Here is a 19,431-nt window from a genome sequence, read left to right on the forward strand (position 1 = left end):
TTCGCGGCGACGCGTCAAGGGCGAGGGTTTTTCGTCGCGCTCGTCCGCCTGCCCTAGTGCGAGCCTGTCGCGGCTTTCGCGATCACCTCGGCGAGCAGGAGCTTCGCGACATTCAGGTAAATCAAGATCCCGAGCACGTCGATCAGGGTCGCGATGAAGGGCGTCGAGCTCGTCGCCGGGTCGAGGCCGAGCTTGCGCAAGAGCAGCGGCAGCATCGATCCCACCGTGCAGCCCATGATCACGATGAAGAGCAAGGTGAAGCCGACGGTGAACATCAGCGGCAGACCGTCGCCCCACAGGTAGATACGCGTCATGCCGATGATCGCGAGCATCAGGCCGAGCACGAGCCCCTGGCCCGCCTCGCGCACGAAGACGCGCTTCCAGTCCATCGGCTTGACGTCGCCCACGGCGAGGCCGCGGATGATGAGCGACGACGACTGCGAGCCCGTGTTGCCGCCCGTCGAGATCAGCATCGGCACGTAGTAGGCGAGCTTCGAGACCGCCTCGATGATGGCGTCGTAGTGGCGCATGACGGTGCCCGTGATGAACTCGCTCACGAGCAGCGCGGCGAGCCAGGGCGCGCGCTTCTGGATGAAGGTCCAGAAGCTCGTCTGGAAGTAGCCCTCCTCGATCGGCTCGACGGCCGCGAGGCGCTGCATGTCCTCGGTCTGCTCCTCGGTGAGCACGTCCATCACGTCGTCGACCGTGATCACGCCGAGCAGCTTTCGATCCGGGCCGACCACGGGCATCGCGGCGAAGTCGTACTTCGCCATCTTCCGCGCGACCTCCTCCTGATCGGTCTCGGGGCTCAGCGCGAAGATGTTCTCCGTCATCACGTCGGTGATCCGATCCGTCGACGTGGCGAGCAGGAGATCACGCAAGGACACGATGCCGAGCAGGCGCTCGTCGTCCGAGAGGACGTAGACGTAATAGATCGTCTCCGCGTCGCCGGAGGCCTCGCGGATGCGCTCGATCGCCTCGGCGACCGTGATCGAGGGCGGCACCGAGACGTAGTCGGTGGTCATCAGGCCGCCGGCGCTGTCCTCGGGCCATTTCGCGAGCTCCTCGACCTCGGCGGCGGCCTCGGGGTCGAACTTCTCGACCCTCTCGAGCAGCTTGTCGCCGACCTCCTCGGGCAGGTTCTCGATGAGGTCGGTCCGCTCGTCGGCGGACATCTCGGAGACGATCGGCGCGGCGTCCTCGACGCCGAGCTCTTCGACGAGCGCCTCCTGCCGATCCTCGTCGAGACGCTCGAAGATCGGCGCGGCCTCCTCGGGCTTGAGCGTCTTCAGGATGAGGGCCGCCTCGTGCTCCTCGAGCATGCCGATGAGGTCGGCGAGGTCCTCGTCGTGGATCTCCTCGAGCAAGGCGCCGATCTGCGCGGGATCTTCGGCGAGGAGCTCTCGCACCTCGGGCAGCATCGCGACGGCGACTCGCATCATCGCGCGCCAATCAGCCAGAGGAGCCGCGCGCCCGCAAGCAGGATCGCGGGGGCACCCCGAGCTCCCCCGGCCGCCGCCGCGTCCCCGCCCAGGGGCCCTCCGCCGGATCGGCCCGCTTGTTGTCCATGGTGCCAACCGAGTTGGCACCATGCCTTCATGAAACTCCACGAAGGTCCACGTTTGCAGTCGGCACGACTTTTGCTTTGTCCCCTCCTTTGATCGCGGGCTTTCCTGCAAATGGGCTGTTCCCAGGCCGGATCTCGAATTGACAGCCTTCCCGGGAGGTCCCTAGCATCGAGGCCATCGATCACGGGCGGGCCCGGCAGTGTGGGTCCCGTTCGTCGCGGCAACTCCGTTTCTGGGACGAGCCCAGCGTAAGGTCGGCTAAGGAGCTCAGCATGAAAGGCTTACAGCGTCAGAAAAGCTTCCTGGGGAAGCGCGCGGCCCGAGCGGCCCTCTCGATGGTCGTAGCCACGACGGCGGCTGGCGCCGCAGGCTGCCTCGATCGGCCCCTCGAGCGCGTCGAGCCCCGTATCACGGCGACGATCGTCGAGCGGCTCACCCAGAGCTCGGTCGACAAGATCGACATCCTGCTCGCCATCGACAACTCCCGCTCGATGGCCGACAAGCAGAACATCCTCTCGCTCGCGGTGCCCGACCTCGTGGCGGGCCTCGTGAACCCGCGCTGCATCGACGAGAACGGCGTGCCCGCGGCCATGCAGCCCGGCTACCCGACCGACGACTGTCCGGCGGGCACGAAGCGCGAGTTCCAGCCGGTGCTCGACATCCACATCGGCGTCATCAGCTCCTCGATCGGCGGCCACGGCGCAGACTCCTGCCCGAACTCCGACGCGAACAGCAAGGAGTGCTCGCCGCAGCCCAACACGACGAACAACGACAAGGGCCACCTGCTCTCGCGTATCGGTCAGTGCGGCGGCGCCTCGGTCGACACCTACCCGTACGGCTCGGGCAGCGCCGACAAGGGCTTCCTCGCCTGGGATCCCTCACAGCCGCCGAAGCTCTCGCCGCCCGGCGAGGCCGACATCCCGAGCCTGCAGGCGGACCTGCGCGACATGGTCGTCGGCACGGGCCAGATCGGCTGCGGTTACGAGTCCCAGCTCGAGAGCATCTACCGCTTCCTCGCGGACCCCGATCCGTACGAGTCGATCTCCGTCGTCAACAACCGCGCGACGCCCGAGGGCACGGACACGATCCTCCTGCAGCAGCGCGCCGAGTTCATGCGGCCCGACTCGCTGCTCGCGATCGTCATGCTCACCGACGAGAACGACTGCTCCATCAAGGAGTACGGCCAGTTCTACTACGTCGGCCAGCTCCGCATCGGCGCGACGAACGTCCGCATGCCGCGCGCGCGTCAGGAGTGCGCCGTCGATCCGAACGACCCGTGCTGCAAGTCGTGCGGCCAGGATCCGGGCGAGTGCCCCGCCGATCCGACCTGCACGAACCCGCAGGGCGGCCCGGCGCTGCTCTCGCCCGAGGAGGACGACATCAACCTGCGCTGCTGGGATCAGAAGCGCCGCTTCGGTATCGACTTCCTCTACCCGACGTCGCGCTACGTCCAGGCGTTCTCCTCCGCGGAGATCCCGGATCGCTCGGGCACCATGGTCCCGAACCCGATCTTCTCGGACCTGAACCCGCAGGACAACATCACGAACATCCGCGACCCGGGGCTCGTGTTCTTCGCCGGCATCGTCGGCGTGCCCTGGCAGGACATCGCGCGCGACAAGACCGACCTGACGAAGGGCTTCAAGAACGCGAACGAGCTGCAAGCTCCGCTGCCCGACGGCAGCGGCTACTCGACCTGGGACGTCATCCTCGGCAGCGAGAAGACGAACGGCCAGCCGCTCGATCCGCTCATGATCGAGTCGATCGCGAAGCGCACGGGCACGAACCCGATCACGGGGGATCCGCTCGTCGACGCCTCCACGCCGAACGGCAACCCGATCAACGGCCACGAGTGGACGATCCCGGACGACGATCTCCAGTACGCGTGCATCTTCCCGCTGCCCGCCGCGGATCAGCGCGACTGCACGGACACGAACCTCACGGCCTGCGACTGCACGCAGTCGAACGACAACCCGCTCTGCCAGCCCGACCCGGCGAACAACAACGCGCCGACCTACCAGGTCCGCGCGAAGGCGTACCCCGGCGTCCGTCCGCTGCAGGTCATGCGTGACCTCGGCGAGCAGGGCATCGTCGCCTCCGTGTGCCCGGCGAAGATCGAGCAGGTCGACATCGACAAGCCCGACTTCGGTTATCGCCCGGCCATCGGCTCGATCATCGATCGGCTGAAGAGCGCCCTCAAGGGCCAGTGCCTGCCGCGTACGCTCACGCCCGATCCGGCCACGGGCAACGTGCCGTGCCTCGTCCTCGAGGGGCGCAACACGCAAGGCGGCGCCTGCCAGTGCGACCCGAACACGGGCCGCGCCGACATCCCGAACGAGGGCCCGAAGAAGACGGCCGTCGACCTCGCGAAGGAGGACCCGGCGGCGAAGAAGGCGGGCCTCGACTGCTTCTGCGAGATCACGCAGGCGACGGGCGACGCGCGCACGGCGTGCCAGGACGACGCGTCCGAGCAGCCGCAGCTCGGCGGCCAGCCCGTCAACGGCTGGTGCTACGTCGACGGGACGACCGAGCCCCCGACGGGCAACGCCGAGATCGTGAAGGACTGCCCGGCGAACGAGCGGCGCATCATCCGCTTCGTCGGCGCCGGCGAGGCGCAGCCCGGCGCGATGCTGTTCATCACCTGCTCGGGTGACACCGGCGGCGGCTGAGCTCGGACGTTCGTAACATCTGACCAGCAGCAACGTGACGAGGCCCGGCATCGGGCCTCGTCGCGTTTTGTGATAAGACGGCGCCCCGAGGTGACGTCGAAGAAGAAGATCCTGATCATCGAGGACGAGCCGCACATCGTCCTCGGCCTGACCGACGCGCTCGAGTTCGAGGGGTTCTCCGTCGTCTCGGCGGGCACGGGCAACGCCGGCGTGTCGCTCGCGCGGCAGGAGAAGCCGCAGGCGATCCTGCTCGACCTGATGTTACCCGACACGAACGGGTTCAAGGTCTGCGAGGAGCTGCGGCGGTGGGACGCGTTCATCCCGATCATCATCCTGACGGCGCGTGGCCAGGAGCTCGACAAGATCCGCGGCCTCGACGCGGGCGCCGACGACTACGTCACGAAGCCCTTCAGCGTGGGCGAGCTCATCGCCCGCATGCGCGCCATCTTCCGGCGCACGACGCGCGGGCCCGGGGATCCGACGCCCGAGGTCTTCACGATCGGTCAGGCCAAGATCAACATGACGACCCACACGGTCGCGCGCGGCTCGAAATCGAGCCCGCTCTCGTTCTACGAGGTCGAGCTCCTCCGCCTGCTCTACGAGCGCGTGGGCCAGCCCGTCTCGCGCGAGGAGATCCTGCAAAAGGTCTGGGGCGTCGAGGGCTCGCCCACGAACCGCACGGTCGACAACTTCATCGTCAAGCTGCGCAAGAAGATCGAGAAGTCCCCGGACAAACCGCAGCACATCCTGACGGTGTACGGACACGGTTACAAATTGGCGCCTTGAGGTGGGGGGCTCCGGTCGCCTCGCAAAGCGAGGCTTCCTCTACCCCCCACACCCCCCGCGGATCAGCGCAGGGGCAGCGTGTTGCGGATGTCGACGGGCACGCTGACGATGTCCTCGCGGAGACGGGAGGCGTCGAGGCCGCCGAGGCTCGTGCCTTCGCGGAGCTGGCGCGCTTCGAGGTAGAGGCCCGTCCGGCCGCGGAACGCGCTGTCGCCGATGACGCCGATCTCGTCGCCGTCCTCGAGCGGCGCGCCCACGACCGCGCGTTCGCTCGGCCGCTCGAGGTTTCCGTGCACGAGCAGCAACTGCCGCAGCCGGCCCCCGTCCCGCACGAGGTGCGCCGTGACCACCGTCGCGCCGACGAGCTCGCCGACGAACGCCACCTCCGCCGGCCCCTCCTGTCCTTCGAGCGAGAGCGACACGACCGGCTCGCCGCTCGCCGCCTCGAGCAACACGGCGCCGGGCCCGGGGGAGACGTCGCCCGCTTCGAGCGAGAGATCGAAGGGCCGATCGAGCCCCCCGAGCACCGACGGCGCTGCCTCGGGCGTGAGCGGGAAGCGGTAGGCCGCGACCTCGGCGGGCCGGTCCGGGCGGCGTGGGACGAGCGGGCTCCGCTCGGCCAGGGGGGTGTCTTCCGCCGGCAGGGTTTCGCGCCCGTCCGGCTGCGGCGCTCGACCCGGCGGGGGCAGGGGGATACACACGTCCCCCTCGGGCAACGAGCGCGGGCCACACGACGCGGCCACCGCCGGCGCCACCGTGGAGGCCGGTTTTGCGGGCTCGGGCGCCTTCCGCCTGGGGGTTTTCCCGAGCGCACCGAGGGCCGCGAGCAGGGCGGCGAGGGCGGCGGCTCGGACGAGCGGCTGCATCCCCCTCGATATAGCCCAGGAGGGCCCATCCATCGAGCCGCCCGCAGCATGACGGAGCGCCCCGAACGAACGCCTGCCCGGCGCCGTGGAGCTTCCTACCTTCAACCTGGCTTGCGTCGGCTCGACGCTGTTGATAGCTCCTGTCTCGTGCAAGACCGCTCCTCGATCGAAAAGTCCCTGAACGCGCTCTTCGACGCCGAGCGCACGGTTCGCCGCCTGCATGACGAGCTCGCCGACAAACCCGAAGGTGTGCTGCTCGACGTGCTCACCGACGCGATCGCGGGCGCCCTGAAGGAGGGCGACGAGGACGAGTCGGCGCTCAGGCTCGTGCGGATCGCGTCGCTGCTCGGCGAGCTGCAGGGCCCGCGGGTCGTCGACGCGATGATCGACGTGCTCTCGTCCGAGCACCCGGAGGCCCGCCGCGCGGCGGGCGAGCAGCTCGAGGAGCTCAGCTTCGAGCGGTTCAAGGAGGTCGCGCTGGGCATCGAGCGCGCGCTTCGGCGCCTGCCCGTCGGCTCGCCGGCGCTGCCCGAGCTCCCGTACATCCTCGCCGACGTGCCCGAGCCTGGCGTCACCAAGGTGATCGGCCAGTTCTTGAAGCACGGCGACGCCGACGCGGTCGCGGCTGCGATCGAGTCGCTCGTGCAGATCGGCGATCCGGCGGCGGCTCGGCTCATCGAGCCGCTCGTCGACGACACGCGCACGGTCGAGCTGGAAGAGGACGGCTCGGACGCGACGACCGAGGTCACGATCGGCGAGCTCGCCGAGGAGGCGCTCGAGATGCTCGAGGCCATGGGTGGGGACGACGAGGGTGAAGGGAGCGGCGGGAACGGGAGAGCCTCGTGAGCCTCGGGACCCCGCTCACGGGGGCGGAGGCGGCGGTCTTCGACACGTCGGTCATCCCGCGGTACCTCGCGTATTTCGGCACGTCCGCGGTGGAGATGGTGATCCCGTATTCACCGGCGGCCGTGGCCGACATCGGCTGCCGCACGGGGTACGTCGAGCCCTTGCTCGCGGAGAAGCTGCCGGGCGCGAACATCGTCGGCGTCGACCCTTCGCCCGAGGCGCTCACGCTCGCGCGCGCGAAGGCCTCGGCGCTCTCGGGCGTGAACATCACCCTCGAGCAGGCGACGGGCATGCCTTTGCCGCTGCCGGACGCGAGCTTCACGCATGGCTTGCTCGTGCATCCGGTGGTGAGCGCGCAGGCGCGGTATGCGCTGCTCGCCGAGCTCCGGCGCATCCTCGTCGTGGGTGGTCAGGGCCTCGTGGCGCTGCCCGTGCGTGGCTCGTTCCCCGAGATCTACGACATGCTGCGCGAGTATGCTCTCCGGCAGGACCTCGCGGATTTCGGCAAGGCCGTGGAGGTCGCCGCGGCGAGCCGCCCGACGATCGAGTCGCTCTCGGAGGAGCTCGAGAAGGTCGGGCTCGGCGAGGTGGACGTCGACGTGCAGCTCATCGGCGTCGCGTTCAACAGCGGCAAGGAGTTCCTGGAGGATCCGATCGCGCAGATGGTCGTCTTCCCCGACATGCGCGCGCTGCTCGAAGCCGACCCCAAGGCCGTCGAGGCGGGCTTCCGCTACGTGGGCGACGCGATCACGAAGTACTGGTCCGAGGGCAACTTCGAGCTGACGGTCAACATCGGCGTCGCGAGCGGCCGGCGCTTCGAGTGATCCTCGGCTCAACGTAGAACGAAGAACGGCACGAGCGCCCAGCCGCCCGCATCTACTTTGACGTCAAACGTTCGCCTCTGACCTCGCGCTTCGAGCGTGATCATGTGTGTGCCTGCCGGGACGCGGGTCCTTGCGATCGCGATGCGCGCCGGCAGGGTCGCCCACGAGCGCGTGTCGGGCGTGTCGAGCGCCGACATCGTCAGGCTCGTGGCGAAGCCGAGCAACATGCCCACGGCTGCGGCCGTCCCGTCGCCGCGCCGCCTGTCGTCCTGCGCCGCGTTGATCCCGGCCGTCGTCGCGCCTGCCACGGCCACGCTCGCCGCCGTGCGCGCGAGCAGCCGCGTGATCGCCGCGAGCACGAGCGTCCCCTCGCGCTTGTGCCAGGCCGATCGCACCTCGCCTTCCACGTCGAGCGCCTGCTCCAGCGCGAGCGGCTCTGCGCCGAGCGACGCCTTCGGCACCTCGTAACCTCCGCGGCCCTGGCCCAGCGTGGGGTAGTTGATCCACGCGACCGCGCCTTGCATGACGAGCGCGTCGACGTCTCTGCGCTCCATCGGCGAGAGCTCGTGCCCCACGATCTGCATCGCCATGCCGATCGGGATCCGCACCGGCGTCTTCGGCGGCACGCGCCCGTAGCCCATGACGACCACGATCTCCGCTTCGCCCGTCTCCTCCACCGGCGCGAGTGGCTCCGCTCCCGCGACGAGCGCGTCGACCTCCTCGTGTGTCGTCGTCTTTTGCCCACGCGTCAGCGCGCGCAGGGGATCTCGCAAGGACCGGTACTTCGTGTAGGCGAGCGCCTCGTCGTAGTGCAAAAGCGCCTCGTCGCGTTGCTTCGACTTCTCGTACGTGAAGCCCGCGAGCAGGCTCCCGAGCCCGAGCAGCGCGCCTTCGTCGCCGACGCTCTCGAGGTACTTCTGCATGACCACGAGCCGCCGCGCCTCCACGCGCGCCCCGTTGAGGTCGTGCCGCGCGAGGTAGCTCATCATGTTGAGCGTGTTCAGGAGGAGCTTCTCGTACGCCGGCGCCTTGTACGGCCCGGCGTCGTCAGAGAACACGTAGCGGCCGATGTCCGCGGCTTTGCTCGTCGAGAGGTCGAGCACCTCGATGGCCTGGTCGGCGGCGCCGAGGTCACGCGAGGCCTGCTCGTACTTTCCCATCGCGAGGTGGATGCTGCCGCGGTCGAGCAGGAGCAGCGCCTCGTCGCGCGTGACGGCGGGGATCTCGCCCGGCTTCTTCACGCCGAGCTCGCGGTCGAGGGAGGCGACCGCTTGCTCCATCGAGCCGCGATCGAGGGCGATGAGCGAGTCGCGCACCCGCACCTCGTGCCCGGCGCAGCCCGCGTTGCCGAGAGCGGCGAGGGCGAACGTGACAACGCAGGCGGCGCGCCGGAGGCCGAGGAGCGCCTTCACGTCAATCCTGGTTGAGCAGGGCCTTCGTGAAGGCCGCCTTGTTTTGCCAGCGGACCGCGCTGGTTTCGGTCTCGATGACCTGCATGAACATGAAGTACTGCACGCGCCGCCCGCCCGCCGTGCGCTCGTCCGAGGTGTAGACCTTGCCGGTCATGTAGTACTTCGCGCCGAGCTGACGGCCGTACTGCGCTGCGTGGTTCGGATCGAAGTGGCCGCCGTTTTGCCGCTCGACCTCGGCGATCATCTGGTTCTGCCGCTCGCGGCTCACCACCGTGACGAGCTCGGAGTTCACCATGAAGGTCTCCGCGTCCGAGAGCACGGCCTGGAGCTGGCTGTCGATGTGCTGGCTCGTCTCGTTGAGCATCGGGAAGATCGCGAGCGTGGGCTTGTCGCCCGCGTCGGCCAGGGACTTCGCGAAGGAGGAGGCCACGAGGTGCTTCATGTTCTCGTGGAGGAGCTGCTCCATGTCGCGTTTGTCGATGCCGGTGCTCATCGGCGGGTCGTCGAGCCCCTCGACCTCCGAGCCGCGGACGAACACGGGATCACTCGAGCAGCCCGCCCCGAAGGGCACGAGCAGGGTGGAGGCGAGCGCGAAACCAAGGAAGCGTGCGTTTTTCATGGGGGTGTGGATGTGACGCTCAAGCCACGACGAGATTCACGATCTTGCCGGGCACGTAGATGAACTTCTTCAAAGTCTTGCCGGTCGTGAACGCAGAGACACCCTCGGCTGTGAGCGCTGCTTTACGGGCCTCGTCCTCGCTCGCCTTGACGGGCAACGTCACGCGGCCGCGGACCTTGCCGTTCACCTGCACGGCCATCTCGATCACGTCGTCGACGCAGAGCGCCGGATCGAACGTCGGCCAGGGCTCGAGCGCGATCGAGCGCTCGTTGCCCCAGAGGCGAAAGACCTCCTCGGCCACGTGGGGCGCGAAGGGCGAGACGCAGAGCAAGAGGCCCTTCGCCGCCTCGCGCGGTAGCTCCTTCAGCGAGCCGAGGTGGTTCAAGAGGACCATCATCGCGCTGATCGCCGTGTTGAACGAGAGCGCCTCGATGTCCTCCGTGACCTTCTTGATGGTCTTGTGGGTGAGGCGCTTCGTGGCGTCGTCGATCGCGTCGACGAGCGGCCGGCCCGTGAGGATCGAGAAGACGCGGTCGCGGAAGCGGACGACGCCCTGGATCTGCGCGGACTGCCAGGGTTTGACCGCCTCGAGCGGGCCCATGAACATCTCGTAGAGGCGCAGGCTGTCGGCGCCGTAGGCCTTCACGATGTCGTCGGGGTTGACCACGTTGCCGCGGGACTTCGACATCTTCTCGCCGTCCTCGCCCAGGATGAGGCCCTGGTGGACGAGCTTCAGGAACGGCTCGGGGTGCTTCACCTTGCCGATGTCGAAGAGCACCTTGTGCCAGAAGCGCGCGTAGAGCAGGTGCAAGACCGCGTGCTCGTTGCCGCCGATGTAGAGGTCGACGGGCATCCAGTCGTCGTAGGCCTTCCCGCTCCAGGGCTCGGCGTCGTTCTTCGGGTCGATGAAGCGCAGGTAGTACCAGCACGAGCCCGCCCATTGCGGCATCGTGTTCGTCTCGCGCGCGTACCACTGCCCGTCTTTCTGGAAGAACCGCCAATCGACGGCGCGCGCGAGCGGGCCCTGCGGGTCGTCGCCGGGGCGGAAATCGACGAGGTCCGGCAGGCGCAAGGGCAGCTCGTCCTCGGGCACCGCGAGGGGTTTGTCGTAACGGATCACGTGCGCGTCGCCCTTGCGCGGGTCGCCGGCCGGATCCTTCATGTCGACCGGGAAAAACACCGGGATCGGCTCGCCCCAGTAGCGCTGCCGCGAGAACACCCAGTCGCGCAGCTTGTACGTGACCTTCGGCGCGCCTTTGCCCAGGGAGACGAGCTCGTCCACGATGGCGCGTTTGCCGTCGGTCGACTTCATCCCGTCGAACTTGCCGCTCCGCACGAGGACGCCCTCGTCGACGAAGGCCGCGTCGAGCGAATCGTGCAGCTCGCCGTCGGGGCTCACGACCTCGAGGATCGGCAGGTCGAAGGCCTGGGCGAAGGCGAAGTCGCGCACGTCGTGGCCCGGGACGGCCATGACGGCGCCCGTGCCGTAGCCGCCGATGACGTAGTCGGCGACCCAGATCGGCACGGCCGCGCCGGTGATCGGGTGGATCGCCATCGCGCCCGTGGGCACGCCGGTCTTCGTCTTCACGACGGCGGAGCGTTCGAAGTCGCTCTTGCGCGCGGTGGCCTCGACGTACGCGCGCACGGCGTCGACGTTCTCGGCCGAGGTGATCTTCGAGACGAGCGCGTGCTCGGGCGCGAGCACGACGTAGGTGCAACCGAGCAGCGTGTCGGGCCGCGTGGTGAAGACGTCGATCTTCGCGCCCTCGAATCCTTTGACGTCGAACGAGATGAGCGCGCCCTCGCTCCGACCGATCCAGTTGCGCTGCGCGGCGAGGGTGCCTTCGGGCCAGTCGACGAGGGAGAGGTCCTCGGCGAGGCGGTCGGCGTAGGCGGTGATGCGCAGCATCCACTGGCGCAGCGGGGTGCGGATCACCGGGTGATTGCCGCGCTCGCTCTTGCCGTCGACGACCTCCTCGTTGGCGAGCACGGTGCCGAGGGCGGGGCACCAGTTGACGAGGACGTTGTCCTGATAGGCGAGGCCACGCTCGAAGAGCTTGACGAAGATCCACTGGGTCCAGCGGACGTAACCCTCGTCGATCGTGCCGATCTCGCGCTCCCAGTCGTAGCTGAAGCCGAGCATCTCGAGCTGGCGACGGAAGGTGTCGATGTTCTTGCGCGTGGTCTCGGCGGGGTGGGTGCCGGTCTGGATCGCGTACTGCTCGGCGGGCAAGCCGAAGGCGTCCCAGCCCATCGGGTGCAGGACGTCGTAGCCCTTCATGCGGCTGTAGCGGCAGAAGATGTCCGTCGCCGTGTAGCCCTCGGGGTGGCCGACGTGGAGCCCCGCGCCCGAGGGATAAGGGAACATGTCGAGCACGTAGCGCTTGGGCCGGCCTTCATGGCGGACGGCGCGGAAGACGCCGGTCTCTTTCCAGAAGCGCTGCCAGCGGGGCTCGGCCTCGGCGTGAACGTAACGAGCGGGCTCCGGAGCTGCCGGAGCGCCGTCCGCAGGCGTGCTCGGCGAGGGCGTGTTCGCGGTGGGGGACGTCATGGCGACCGTACGATTAGCACCGACGCGGCGCGTGTGTCAGCGGGCGGGCACGGGAGGCGCGGCGAAGGAACGAGGGAGAAAGCCGCGAGGCGGTGGGGACGAACGAAGAACGCCGGACAACCTCAGCGCGCATGGGCCTTGGGCCGGCGCGTGATCCCGAGCTCCGCCGCCACCCATCGCCGCAAGAGCTCCGCGTCCCTCGCCCGCAGGGCCCGCGTTTCGAGCCGCGGCTGCGTCATCGCCGCGGCCAGCTCCTCCCCGTCGAGCGCCCTCTTTTTCGCGCCGTCGATCACGATGAACAGCCTTCGCGCGGCCCGATCGACCACGAGGCACGCCCAGCTCGGCCCTTCCTCCGCGTGGACGAGCGTCCCTGCGATCACGCTGTCGAACGGCGTCGGCACGCCATCGTGCACGACATGCATTCGCTCGCCGTCGTCGGCGAGGTAGGCGTGGTATCGCCCGTCGGCGCTCAGGACCAGGTCCCCCGCCCAGGCAAAGGGCCTCTGCTCGCGACCGTCGAGCACCACGAAGCGCGCCCCGCGGCTCGCGGCGACGTAACCGAACGTCGATCCGCGTCGCGCGAGGACCGGGCGATCCACGGCGTCGTAGGCCGGTCCCTCCTCGCCATTCACGACGACGTGCCATCCACGCCCGCGCCGCGCTGCATACGAGAGTTTTTGGCCAGCGTCGCCGAAGACCAGGCTCCCGGGCGCGATCTCGTCGTACGGCGGGCCCTCCTCGTCGTCGAGGACGATCACCTCCCCGTCCGGGCGACCTCCGGCATAAACGACATGCGCGCCGTCTTCGCTGAACGAGACCTCCGAGATACGAGCATAAGGCGCGGATTCGGCGCCGTCGACCGTGACGCGCCACTTCCCCTCGCGCTTCGCCACGTAGGCGAATCGACCACCGCGCGGCGCGAGCGCATGATACGCGATCGCCTCCGCCGGTGGAGATTCGCGGCCGTTCATCCAGAAAAACGCCTCCTCTCCGCGCCGCCCGACGTGCGCCACCGCGGCCCCGTCCTCGCTGAACCGCAAGGCGCCGATGCCGTCGTAGAGCGGCCCGGCCGCGCCGTCGACGACCGCGCGCACGGAGGCATTTTGCCGGGCCACATACGCGAAACGGCCGCCGTGGCCGAAGAGGAGCGTGCCCTCCAGAATGGCGTCGAAGGCAGGGCCCGGCTCCCCGTCGAGCACGACAAACCACGCGCCGCCGCGCGCTGCCGCATACGCCACGTGCCCTCCGTCCGGGCTCAGCGCGACCTCGCCCAATCCCTCGAAGACCGGGCCCGCCTGCCCATCCACGACGAGCGACCAGCCTTTTTCGCGGCGCGCGGGGTAGGCGAGGCGGCGGCCGTCCGCGCTCCACACGATGGATTCGATCCCGATGCCCAGGTATTCCACGCCGTCCACGCCGTCGACGCGGACGCGCTGCTTGCCGGCGCTCTCGAGCACCTCGAGGTGATGCCTTCGATCGGGGCTATGGCCCAGCCAAACCACGGAGGGCGCGCATCCCGCCGTGATCGCGAGCGCGAGCAGGAGGCCGAGCGCCTTCATCCGAAGATCGGCGCGGGCAGCGGCGGGATGCTCCGGGTGCTGGTCATCACGCCCTTCGCCACCGTGCGCCCCTCCACGCGGGCCTCGACCTCGTAACGGGCGAGGTCTTCCATCAGGTGCGACTGCGAGACGAGGTATTCGAGCCGCTGACCGGCGAACACCGGCTGGAGCAGCTTCACGTCCACCGAGGCGCTCATCCCGACGTGCGAATGGGAATGGGTCTTGAGCGATTCGATGAGCGCCGCCGACATCTCGGGCTTGTACCCGGGTTGCATGCGATATCCGAGGGCCAGGTTCTGCAGGGCCTCGAGCACCTCGTTCGGGTCGCGGCCCTTTTTCTCCCAGGCGTCCTGGTAGGCGGCGATGATGCCGAGGAGGTTACTGCTCTGGCCGAGCCCCTCGATCGTGTACACGCCCGGCCAGAGGTGGAGGCCCGGGAAGTGGCCCTCGAAGACGGGCTCGTTCGCCGAGACGTGGCGCGCGGCCCGCAACGTCGGCCGCGGGGTGCGCTCGTACGATTCGATGACGTCGACCATCGAGAAAGGGCGGCGATGCGGGATCAGGAGGTTTATCACGTCCGCGCCGAGGGACAAACGCGAGCTCGGTTTCATGAGAGGCTCCTCCGCAGCGCGTCCGCCGTGCGCCGGATGTCGGCCGTGTTTTCGGTCGCGTGGATCCGAACGTCGGGGCCGAGGTTCGTCCGGACGAGCGACCGCAACACCGCGCCCGGGGCGATGGTCACGTAATCCGTGACGCCGCGGTCTTTCAGCGTGGTCATGACGTCGGTCCATCGAACGGCACTGACGAGCTGGCCGGCGAGGAGGCGCGGGACGCTCCCCTCCTCCTCGGCGAGTTTTCCGGTCGCATTGAGCACCAAAGGGACCCGCATGGCCCCGCGCCGCGCGCGCGTGAGCGCCGCTTCGAGCTCGGGGACCGCGTCCTTCATCGATTCGCTGTGCCAGGGGCCGGCGACCGGCAAACGTCGGAAGTGGAATGGCTTATTGTCGTTGAAACCACCTTGGGCGTCCTCCAACGTCTTCACCAATTTGCCGATGGTTTCTTCATCACCACTCACCACCAGTTCATCAGGTGTATTCGTTGCCGCGATCGTGACCTTGGATCCGCAACGTGCGATCGCGCGCTGGAGTGTACCTCTCAGAAGGACGGGCGAGAGCTCGGCGCAGGATAACGCCAACATCATACCCGGGTGCCGCGCCGCTTCCCGCGCCATCAACCGTCCACGGAGCGCCGCAATCATGATCGCATCCTCGGGCGTGATGGCGCCCGTCGCGGCCCAGGCCGGGAGCTCTCCGAGGGAATGACCTGCCACGAAATCGGGCGGGATTCCCGCAGCGAGGAGCTCCACGTGCACGAAGAGCGCGATCGCCGTGAGCGCCGGCTGCTGGACCTCCGTTCGTTCGAGGGCGCGCCCGCCCTTCGCCAGGAGCTCGCTCGGCGCGATGTCTGTCGCCTCCGCCGCCCGATCGAGCATCTCCTTGCCCCGCGGCTCGTTCGCCACGAACGACGCGGCTTCGAAGAGGCCCTTGGCGCCCTGCCCAGGAAACAGAAAGGCCACCGTCACAACGTCAGCCCCCCATCCACCACGAGCGCCTGGCCGATCACGTACGAAGCCTCTTCCGAAGCCAGGAACAACACCGCCCGCGCCACCTCGTCGCCGGTCCCGAAACGCCCGAGCGGGATCCGGGCGCGCGTCTTCTCCGCGATACGTTTGTCCAGGCGCTTCGCCATTCCCGTGCCGAGCAGCCCCGGCACCACCGCATTGACGCGAATCCCCCGCGGGGCGAGCTCGGCCGCGAGCGTGCGGGTGAACGCGAGGATCGCGCCCTTCGAGGCCGCATAGTTCGCCTGCCCGGGGCTCGCGTGCTGGCCCGCGACCGAGGCGACGTTGACGATCACGCCCCGCCGCTTCGCCATCATCGGCCGCACGACGGCGCGGCAGCCGTGAAAGACGCCGCCCGCATTGACGCGGATCACCTCGTCCCAGCTCTCCTCGGCCATCAAGGGGAAGAGCTCGTCCGCCGCGACGCCGGCATTGTTCACGAGCACGTCGATCCCGCCCCGCGCTTCGAGCACACGCTCCACGGCCGCGTTCATCGACGCCGCGCTCGCCACGTCCATCGCGAGGAGCGCGCCACGCCCGCCCGCTTCTTCGATCGCGCGCAGCGTCTCCTTCGCCTCGTCCTCGCGCGACTTGTATCCCACGAAGACGAACGCCCCTTCGGCCCCGAACGCCGCCGCGATGCTCCGGCCGAGGCCCCGGGAGGCGCCGGTCACGATCACCGTGCTGTCGTCGAATCGGATATTCATGGCGAAAGCACGAACGGCGGCATCTTCGATTCGTCCCGCTCCCGGTAGCTGTGCCGCTGCGGGCTCACGTACAGGCTGCGGTTGTTGATGAGCGGCGCCGAGACGGTGCGGAGGGGGCGGCGCTCGCCCGCGTGGGAGGCCTCGAAACGATCGATACCCGGGAACGCATACGATCGATCGAGGAGCAGGAGCGCGACCCATTCACCGCGGATGACGGAGAATCCGGTTGCGAGCACGGCTCCGATCCGCTGTTCGTCCAGAAAAACGTCGTCTCCCTCGGCCACGGCCGCGCCTGCGACGGCCCAGACGACCCGCGCCTTCGCCCCCGCCTCGCGCCGGGCCCGCAGCGCGGCGGAGCCCACGTATTCCTTGCGGTTCGAGACGCGCCATTGCAGGCCGAGCTCCAGCGGCGAGAGGCCGGCCCGGCCCTCGCGGCGGACGTTGAAGATGCCATTCTCGAGGGCACACTGATCCAGCGCGGGCAAACCCGCGAGGGCGAGGTCGAAGGCCCGACCCTCGGTGAGCAGCGCCTCGCGGACGGCGGCGAGCTCGCCCGGGGAGATCAGGAGATCATAACCATACTCGCCGGTCTTTCCCGAACGAAAACACACAGCCTCGTCTGTCCGGTAAAACGCGAGGTAGGGGAGGCTGCCGACGTCGGGTCCGAGCACCGCCGTGCAGAGCTCCCAGGCATAAGGGCCGTGCACGGACAGGAGCGCCCCGTCGCAACATGTGGCCTTCGCGTCGATCCCCGGGGGAAAGTGTTTGTCGAAGTATTCGACGAGCTCGCCGGGCGACGGGCCCTCGGCGAGCAAGTAAAACGCCTCGTCGTCACGCGCCACGTGGATGTCCGCGAAGGGGCGGGCCTGCTCGTCGAGCAGGAGGCTCGGGCGCATCTGCCCGTCCTGCAAGAAGAGGTCGCAGGCGACGACGGCGTCGAGCGCCTCGTACGCGCCTTCGCCCTCGATGCGCAGGCACGTGACGTGATCTCCCGCGGCGAGCGCGACGCTCGTGCGCAAGGCGCGGATCTCGTCATCCATCGACATCGTCCGTCCTCCCGTGGGCGAGGGCCAGGTCGACGAGCGTGTTCACGGTGCGCATGGCCGCGCGGGAGAGGCCCTCGTTCGGCAATTTCACGCCGAGCTCGGATTCCATGCTGACCAGCAATTCGACGGCGTCGACCGAATCCAGGCCGAGCCCCGTGCCGAAGAGCGGCGCGTCCGGATCGATCTCGTCGAGCGCGCGGGCGACGTGCAGGTGCTCGACGAGGATCCGGCGCACCTTGTCGAGGACACGCTCGCGACGCGTGATGTACCGGGCAAGCTCGGGGGTCATGCGGCTCCTTTTCGGCTGAAAACGACGGCGGCCGCGGCGGTGCCGCCCGGCTCGGGGACGAGCACGTGCTCCCAGGTCCCCCGCAGAATGGAATGGACGGCGAACGCGCAGGCGAACAGCGCCGCAATCGAGGGCGCAGGGCCGAGCACGGGCGCGACCGGCGGCGCCACGAAGACATCGCGCGCGTCGAGGCCGGCCATTCGAATGGCGAGGCGCGTGGCCTCCTCCGCCTGCCCAGGGCCCGCGAGCGCGAAGCCCGAGAGGCGCACGGCCCTCGATTCGCTCGAAGCCGGGCCTTTTCCGAGGACCAGGCAAGCCGCGCCTTCGCCCTCGTGCACCTCGGGATCGAGGGAGACGCGTTCGTCGACGCCAGCCGCGAGGAGGAGATCGACGTCGGACCGCGTCGAGAGGTGCATCGCTGCATAGACGAGCGCGACGAGGCCGCTGCCCTCGCCCGAGGTGAGCGTCGTCGTCGGGCCCTTGAGCGCGCAGACCTTCGTGCACGTACCCGCGGACGCATTCAGGACCATACGCGTGAACGCCGTCGCCGAGAGGCGCACGAGACCGCGCTCGCGAATGCTGTCCCGGAACTCGCGCTCGCTCTGCGTCGAGGCGCGCGTCGTGCCGACGAAGAGCCCCGCCCGGTCGCGTCTCGCGCCGCGCAGCGTGATCCCGGCATCCGCGAGCGCGAGCGCCGCGGCGGCCGAGAGGAACCGCGAGGCCGGATCCATCCCATTGCCATCGGCCGTGGGGATCAGCCTCTCGATGGCGATCGCGGGCGCGCCGCGGCGGAGCGGTACACTTTCGGCGAGCGCCTCCCCGAGCGCGTCGAGATCCATCCCGTGCGGGCCGACGGCGGAGGCGCCGAGGACGAACAGCTCGGAAATGAGTTTTCGGGGCGTAACCATTCCGGTGTTGCCCACGACCAGGGCCGCATTCGCGCCCCCGAAGGCGGAGTTGTTGCAAATCGCTCGCTCGACGCGGGTCACGCGGGGCCGGTCCCCGGCCACCGGATCGGGCGGGCAGCGGGGCCGGGCCTTGTCGAAATGGAGCGTGGGAGGGATCTTGCCCCTCGCCATGCCGCAGAGGGTCGCGATGAGCTCGAGCACGCCCGCGGCGCCCTGGGCGTGGCCGAGGAAGCTCTTCGTGGAGCTCACGGGCAGACGCGCCGCGCGCGCGCCGAAGACCTGCTCGATGGCGCGAAACTCGGCGGCGTCGTTGGCCGCGGTGCCCGTGCCGTGGGCATTGACGTAATCGACGCCGGCTTCGTCCGTCCCCGCGTCGAGGAGCGCTCCGCGGAGCGCGCGCGCGACGCCGGCGCCCGTGGGATCGGGCGAGGTCGGGTGGTATGCGTCGGCCGAGAGGCCATAACCGAGCAGCGTCGCGAGAGGGCGCGCGCGCCGGGCAGACGCCTCGTCGCCACGCTCGAGGACCAGAAACCCGGCGCCCTCGCCCAGCGTCGTCCCCACGGGCTCGCTGAAGGGCGCGCATTTCGAGGGGCAAAGCAACCCGAGCGCGTGAAAGCCCGCGAAGATCTCCGGCGTGAGCTCGTCCGTGCCGCCCGCGAGGGCCACGTCGCAGAGGCCCGCGTCGAGCAGATCCCGGCCGAGCCCGATCGCGTTCGTCGAAGAGGAGCACGCCGTCGAAATGGTCACCGTCGGGCCCGCGATTTCGAGCGCGCGCGCGACCTCCGCGGCGACGAGGTGCAGGCCGTCCACGTGAATGCCGAGGCTCGTGCCGAGGACGAGCGCCACGCGGCTCCCGGAGACGCCGCCCGCGCCGATCGAGAGGCCCGCATGCGCGAGGGCCTCCCGCGCCGCCTCCGCGGCGAACGCGACGCAAACGTCCCCTGCGGCCGCGCCCGGCACCATCCCGCCGAGCGACACGGAAAAACCTTCGGTCGAGAATCGCTCGATCGGGCGAATGCCGTCGCGGCCCTCCTCGATGGCCGCCCACAAAGCAGACGCGCCGACGCCGAGCGCGGAGACGGCGCCCATTCCCGTGATCACGATCGGGGAGCCCGACGCCGGGGTCTCGCTGGCCTCTCGCGGGAACATGCAACGCGGGCGGG

Annotated in this window: 16 protein-coding genes; 4 read left to right on the forward strand and 12 right to left on the reverse strand. The window is 69.2% G+C overall.

Annotated features, from left to right (window positions below; genetic code table 11):
- Window positions 1–53: 53 nt before the first annotated feature.
- On the reverse strand, window positions 54–1,442 hold the full coding sequence (mgtE, locus tag GF068_RS23525) for a magnesium transporter (protein ID WP_153821663.1): 1,389 nt from the start codon (window positions 1,440–1,442) through the stop codon (window positions 54–56).
- Window positions 1,443–1,840: 398 nt separating this feature from the next.
- On the opposite strand from mgtE, the gene GF068_RS23530 reads away from it, so the two are divergent.
- Together GF068_RS23530 and GF068_RS23535 are read left to right on the forward strand one after the other, a co-directional pair.
- Window positions 1,841–4,234 carry a hypothetical protein gene (locus GF068_RS23530; RefSeq protein ID WP_240807231.1) on the forward strand — a complete coding sequence of 798 codons (2,394 nt, stop codon included), beginning with the start codon at window positions 1,841–1,843 and terminating at the stop codon, window positions 4,232–4,234.
- A 90-nt stretch (window positions 4,235–4,324) separates the two neighbouring features.
- The gene (locus GF068_RS23535) at window positions 4,325–5,020 is read left to right on the forward strand and encodes a response regulator transcription factor (RefSeq protein WP_338046534.1); all 696 of its coding nucleotides are present in this window, start codon (window positions 4,325–4,327) and stop codon (window positions 5,018–5,020) included.
- Between the two features lie 62 nt (window positions 5,021–5,082).
- Here GF068_RS23535 and GF068_RS23540 read toward each other — a convergent pair whose 3' ends face one another.
- Window positions 5,083–5,886 carry a hypothetical protein gene (locus tag GF068_RS23540; protein ID WP_153821664.1) on the reverse strand — a complete coding sequence of 268 codons (804 nt, stop codon included), beginning with the start codon at window positions 5,884–5,886 and terminating at the stop codon, window positions 5,083–5,085.
- Window positions 5,887–6,033: 147 nt separating this feature from the next.
- Here GF068_RS23540 and GF068_RS23545 point away from each other — a divergent pair, with 147 nt between their 5' ends.
- Window positions 6,034–6,732 carry a HEAT repeat domain-containing protein gene (locus GF068_RS23545; protein WP_338046535.1) on the forward strand — a complete coding sequence of 233 codons (699 nt, stop codon included), beginning with the start codon at window positions 6,034–6,036 and terminating at the stop codon, window positions 6,730–6,732.
- Window positions 6,729–7,556, forward strand: a complete 828-nt coding sequence (locus GF068_RS23550; RefSeq protein ID WP_338046536.1) for a class I SAM-dependent methyltransferase — start codon at window positions 6,729–6,731, stop codon at window positions 7,554–7,556. The genes GF068_RS23545 and GF068_RS23550 overlap by 4 nt, the downstream gene beginning before the upstream one ends.
- Window positions 7,557–7,564: 8 nt before the next feature.
- Here GF068_RS23550 and GF068_RS23555 read toward each other — a convergent pair whose 3' ends face one another.
- The 10 genes from GF068_RS23555 to GF068_RS23600 all read right to left on the reverse strand — a co-directional run bounded on the left by GF068_RS23555 (window position 7,565) and on the right by GF068_RS23600 (window position 19,417).
- A complete protein-coding gene (locus GF068_RS23555) occupies window positions 7,565–8,968 on the reverse strand; it encodes a COG3014 family protein (protein WP_153821666.1) in 1,404 nt (467 codons plus the stop codon).
- Between the two features lies 1 nt (window position 8,969).
- Window positions 8,970–9,587, reverse strand: coding sequence for a penicillin-binding protein activator LpoB (locus GF068_RS23560; protein ID WP_153821667.1), 618 nt, complete (start codon window positions 9,585–9,587; stop codon window positions 8,970–8,972).
- A gap of 19 nt (window positions 9,588–9,606) precedes the next feature.
- Window positions 9,607–12,138 (reverse strand): leucine--tRNA ligase, encoded by a 2,532-nt coding sequence (gene leuS, locus GF068_RS23565; RefSeq protein WP_153821668.1) that lies wholly within the window; start codon window positions 12,136–12,138, stop codon window positions 9,607–9,609.
- A 122-nt stretch (window positions 12,139–12,260) separates the two neighbouring features.
- Window positions 12,261–13,697: a PD40 domain-containing protein gene (locus GF068_RS23570; protein ID WP_153821669.1), complete on the reverse strand. Its 1,437-nt coding sequence runs from the start codon at window positions 13,695–13,697 to the stop codon at window positions 12,261–12,263.
- Entirely contained in the window at window positions 13,694–14,308 is a 615-nt protein-coding gene (locus GF068_RS23575; RefSeq protein ID WP_170319630.1) for a 3-hydroxyacyl-ACP dehydratase FabZ family protein, read from the reverse strand. The genes GF068_RS23570 and GF068_RS23575 overlap by 4 nt, the downstream gene beginning before the upstream one ends.
- A complete protein-coding gene (locus tag GF068_RS23580; RefSeq protein ID WP_153821671.1) occupies window positions 14,305–15,273 on the reverse strand; it encodes an acyltransferase domain-containing protein in 969 nt (322 codons plus the stop codon). The genes GF068_RS23575 and GF068_RS23580 overlap by 4 nt, the downstream gene beginning before the upstream one ends.
- A 2-nt stretch (window positions 15,274–15,275) precedes the next feature.
- Entirely contained in the window at window positions 15,276–16,025 is a 750-nt protein-coding gene (gene fabG, locus GF068_RS23585; protein ID WP_153821672.1) for a 3-oxoacyl-ACP reductase FabG, read from the reverse strand.
- Window positions 16,022–17,071: an aminomethyltransferase family protein gene (locus GF068_RS23590; RefSeq protein ID WP_153821673.1), complete on the reverse strand. Its 1,050-nt coding sequence runs from the start codon at window positions 17,069–17,071 to the stop codon at window positions 16,022–16,024. Before GF068_RS23590 ends, fabG begins: the two co-directional genes overlap by 4 nt.
- Window positions 17,058–17,360, reverse strand: coding sequence for an acyl carrier protein (locus GF068_RS23595; RefSeq protein ID WP_153821674.1), 303 nt, complete (start codon window positions 17,358–17,360; stop codon window positions 17,058–17,060). Before GF068_RS23595 ends, GF068_RS23590 begins: the two co-directional genes overlap by 14 nt.
- Window positions 17,357–19,417, reverse strand: coding sequence for a beta-ketoacyl-[acyl-carrier-protein] synthase family protein (locus GF068_RS23600; RefSeq protein ID WP_153821675.1), 2,061 nt, complete (start codon window positions 19,415–19,417; stop codon window positions 17,357–17,359). The genes GF068_RS23595 and GF068_RS23600 overlap by 4 nt, the downstream gene beginning before the upstream one ends.
- Between the last annotated feature and the right edge of the window lie 14 nt (window positions 19,418–19,431).

The sequence above is a fragment of the Polyangium spumosum genome, assembly GCF_009649845.1.
GTDB lineage: Bacteria > Myxococcota_A > Polyangia > Polyangiales > Polyangiaceae > Polyangium > Polyangium spumosum.

Bases quoted from the DNA above. Each gene is read 5' to 3' on its own strand.
- mgtE (WP_153821663.1), bottom strand. From the start codon at position 1,442: ATGATGCGAGTCGCCGTCGCGATGCTGCCCGAGGTGCGAGAGCTCCTC.
- GF068_RS23530 (WP_240807231.1), top strand. From the start codon at position 1,841: ATGAAAGGCTTACAGCGTCAGAAAAGCTTCCTGGGGAAGCGCGCGGCC.
- GF068_RS23540 (WP_153821664.1), bottom strand. From the start codon at position 5,886: ATGCAGCCGCTCGTCCGAGCCGCCGCCCTCGCCGCCCTGCTCGCGGCC.
- GF068_RS23560 (WP_153821667.1), bottom strand. From the start codon at position 9,587: ATGAAAAACGCACGCTTCCTTGGTTTCGCGCTCGCCTCCACCCTGCTC.
- leuS (WP_153821668.1), bottom strand. From the start codon at position 12,138: ATGACGTCCCCCACCGCGAACACGCCCTCGCCGAGCACGCCTGCGGAC.
- GF068_RS23570 (WP_153821669.1), bottom strand. From the start codon at position 13,697: ATGAAGGCGCTCGGCCTCCTGCTCGCGCTCGCGATCACGGCGGGATGC.
- GF068_RS23575 (WP_170319630.1), bottom strand. From the start codon at position 14,308: ATGAAACCGAGCTCGCGTTTGTCCCTCGGCGCGGACGTGATAAACCTC.
- fabG (WP_153821672.1), bottom strand. From the start codon at position 16,025: ATGAATATCCGATTCGACGACAGCACGGTGATCGTGACCGGCGCCTCC.
- GF068_RS23590 (WP_153821673.1), bottom strand. From the start codon at position 17,071: ATGTCGATGGATGACGAGATCCGCGCCTTGCGCACGAGCGTCGCGCTC.
- GF068_RS23595 (WP_153821674.1), bottom strand. From the start codon at position 17,360: ATGACCCCCGAGCTTGCCCGGTACATCACGCGTCGCGAGCGTGTCCTC.
- GF068_RS23600 (WP_153821675.1), bottom strand. From the start codon at position 19,417: ATGTTCCCGCGAGAGGCCAGCGAGACCCCGGCGTCGGGCTCCCCGATC.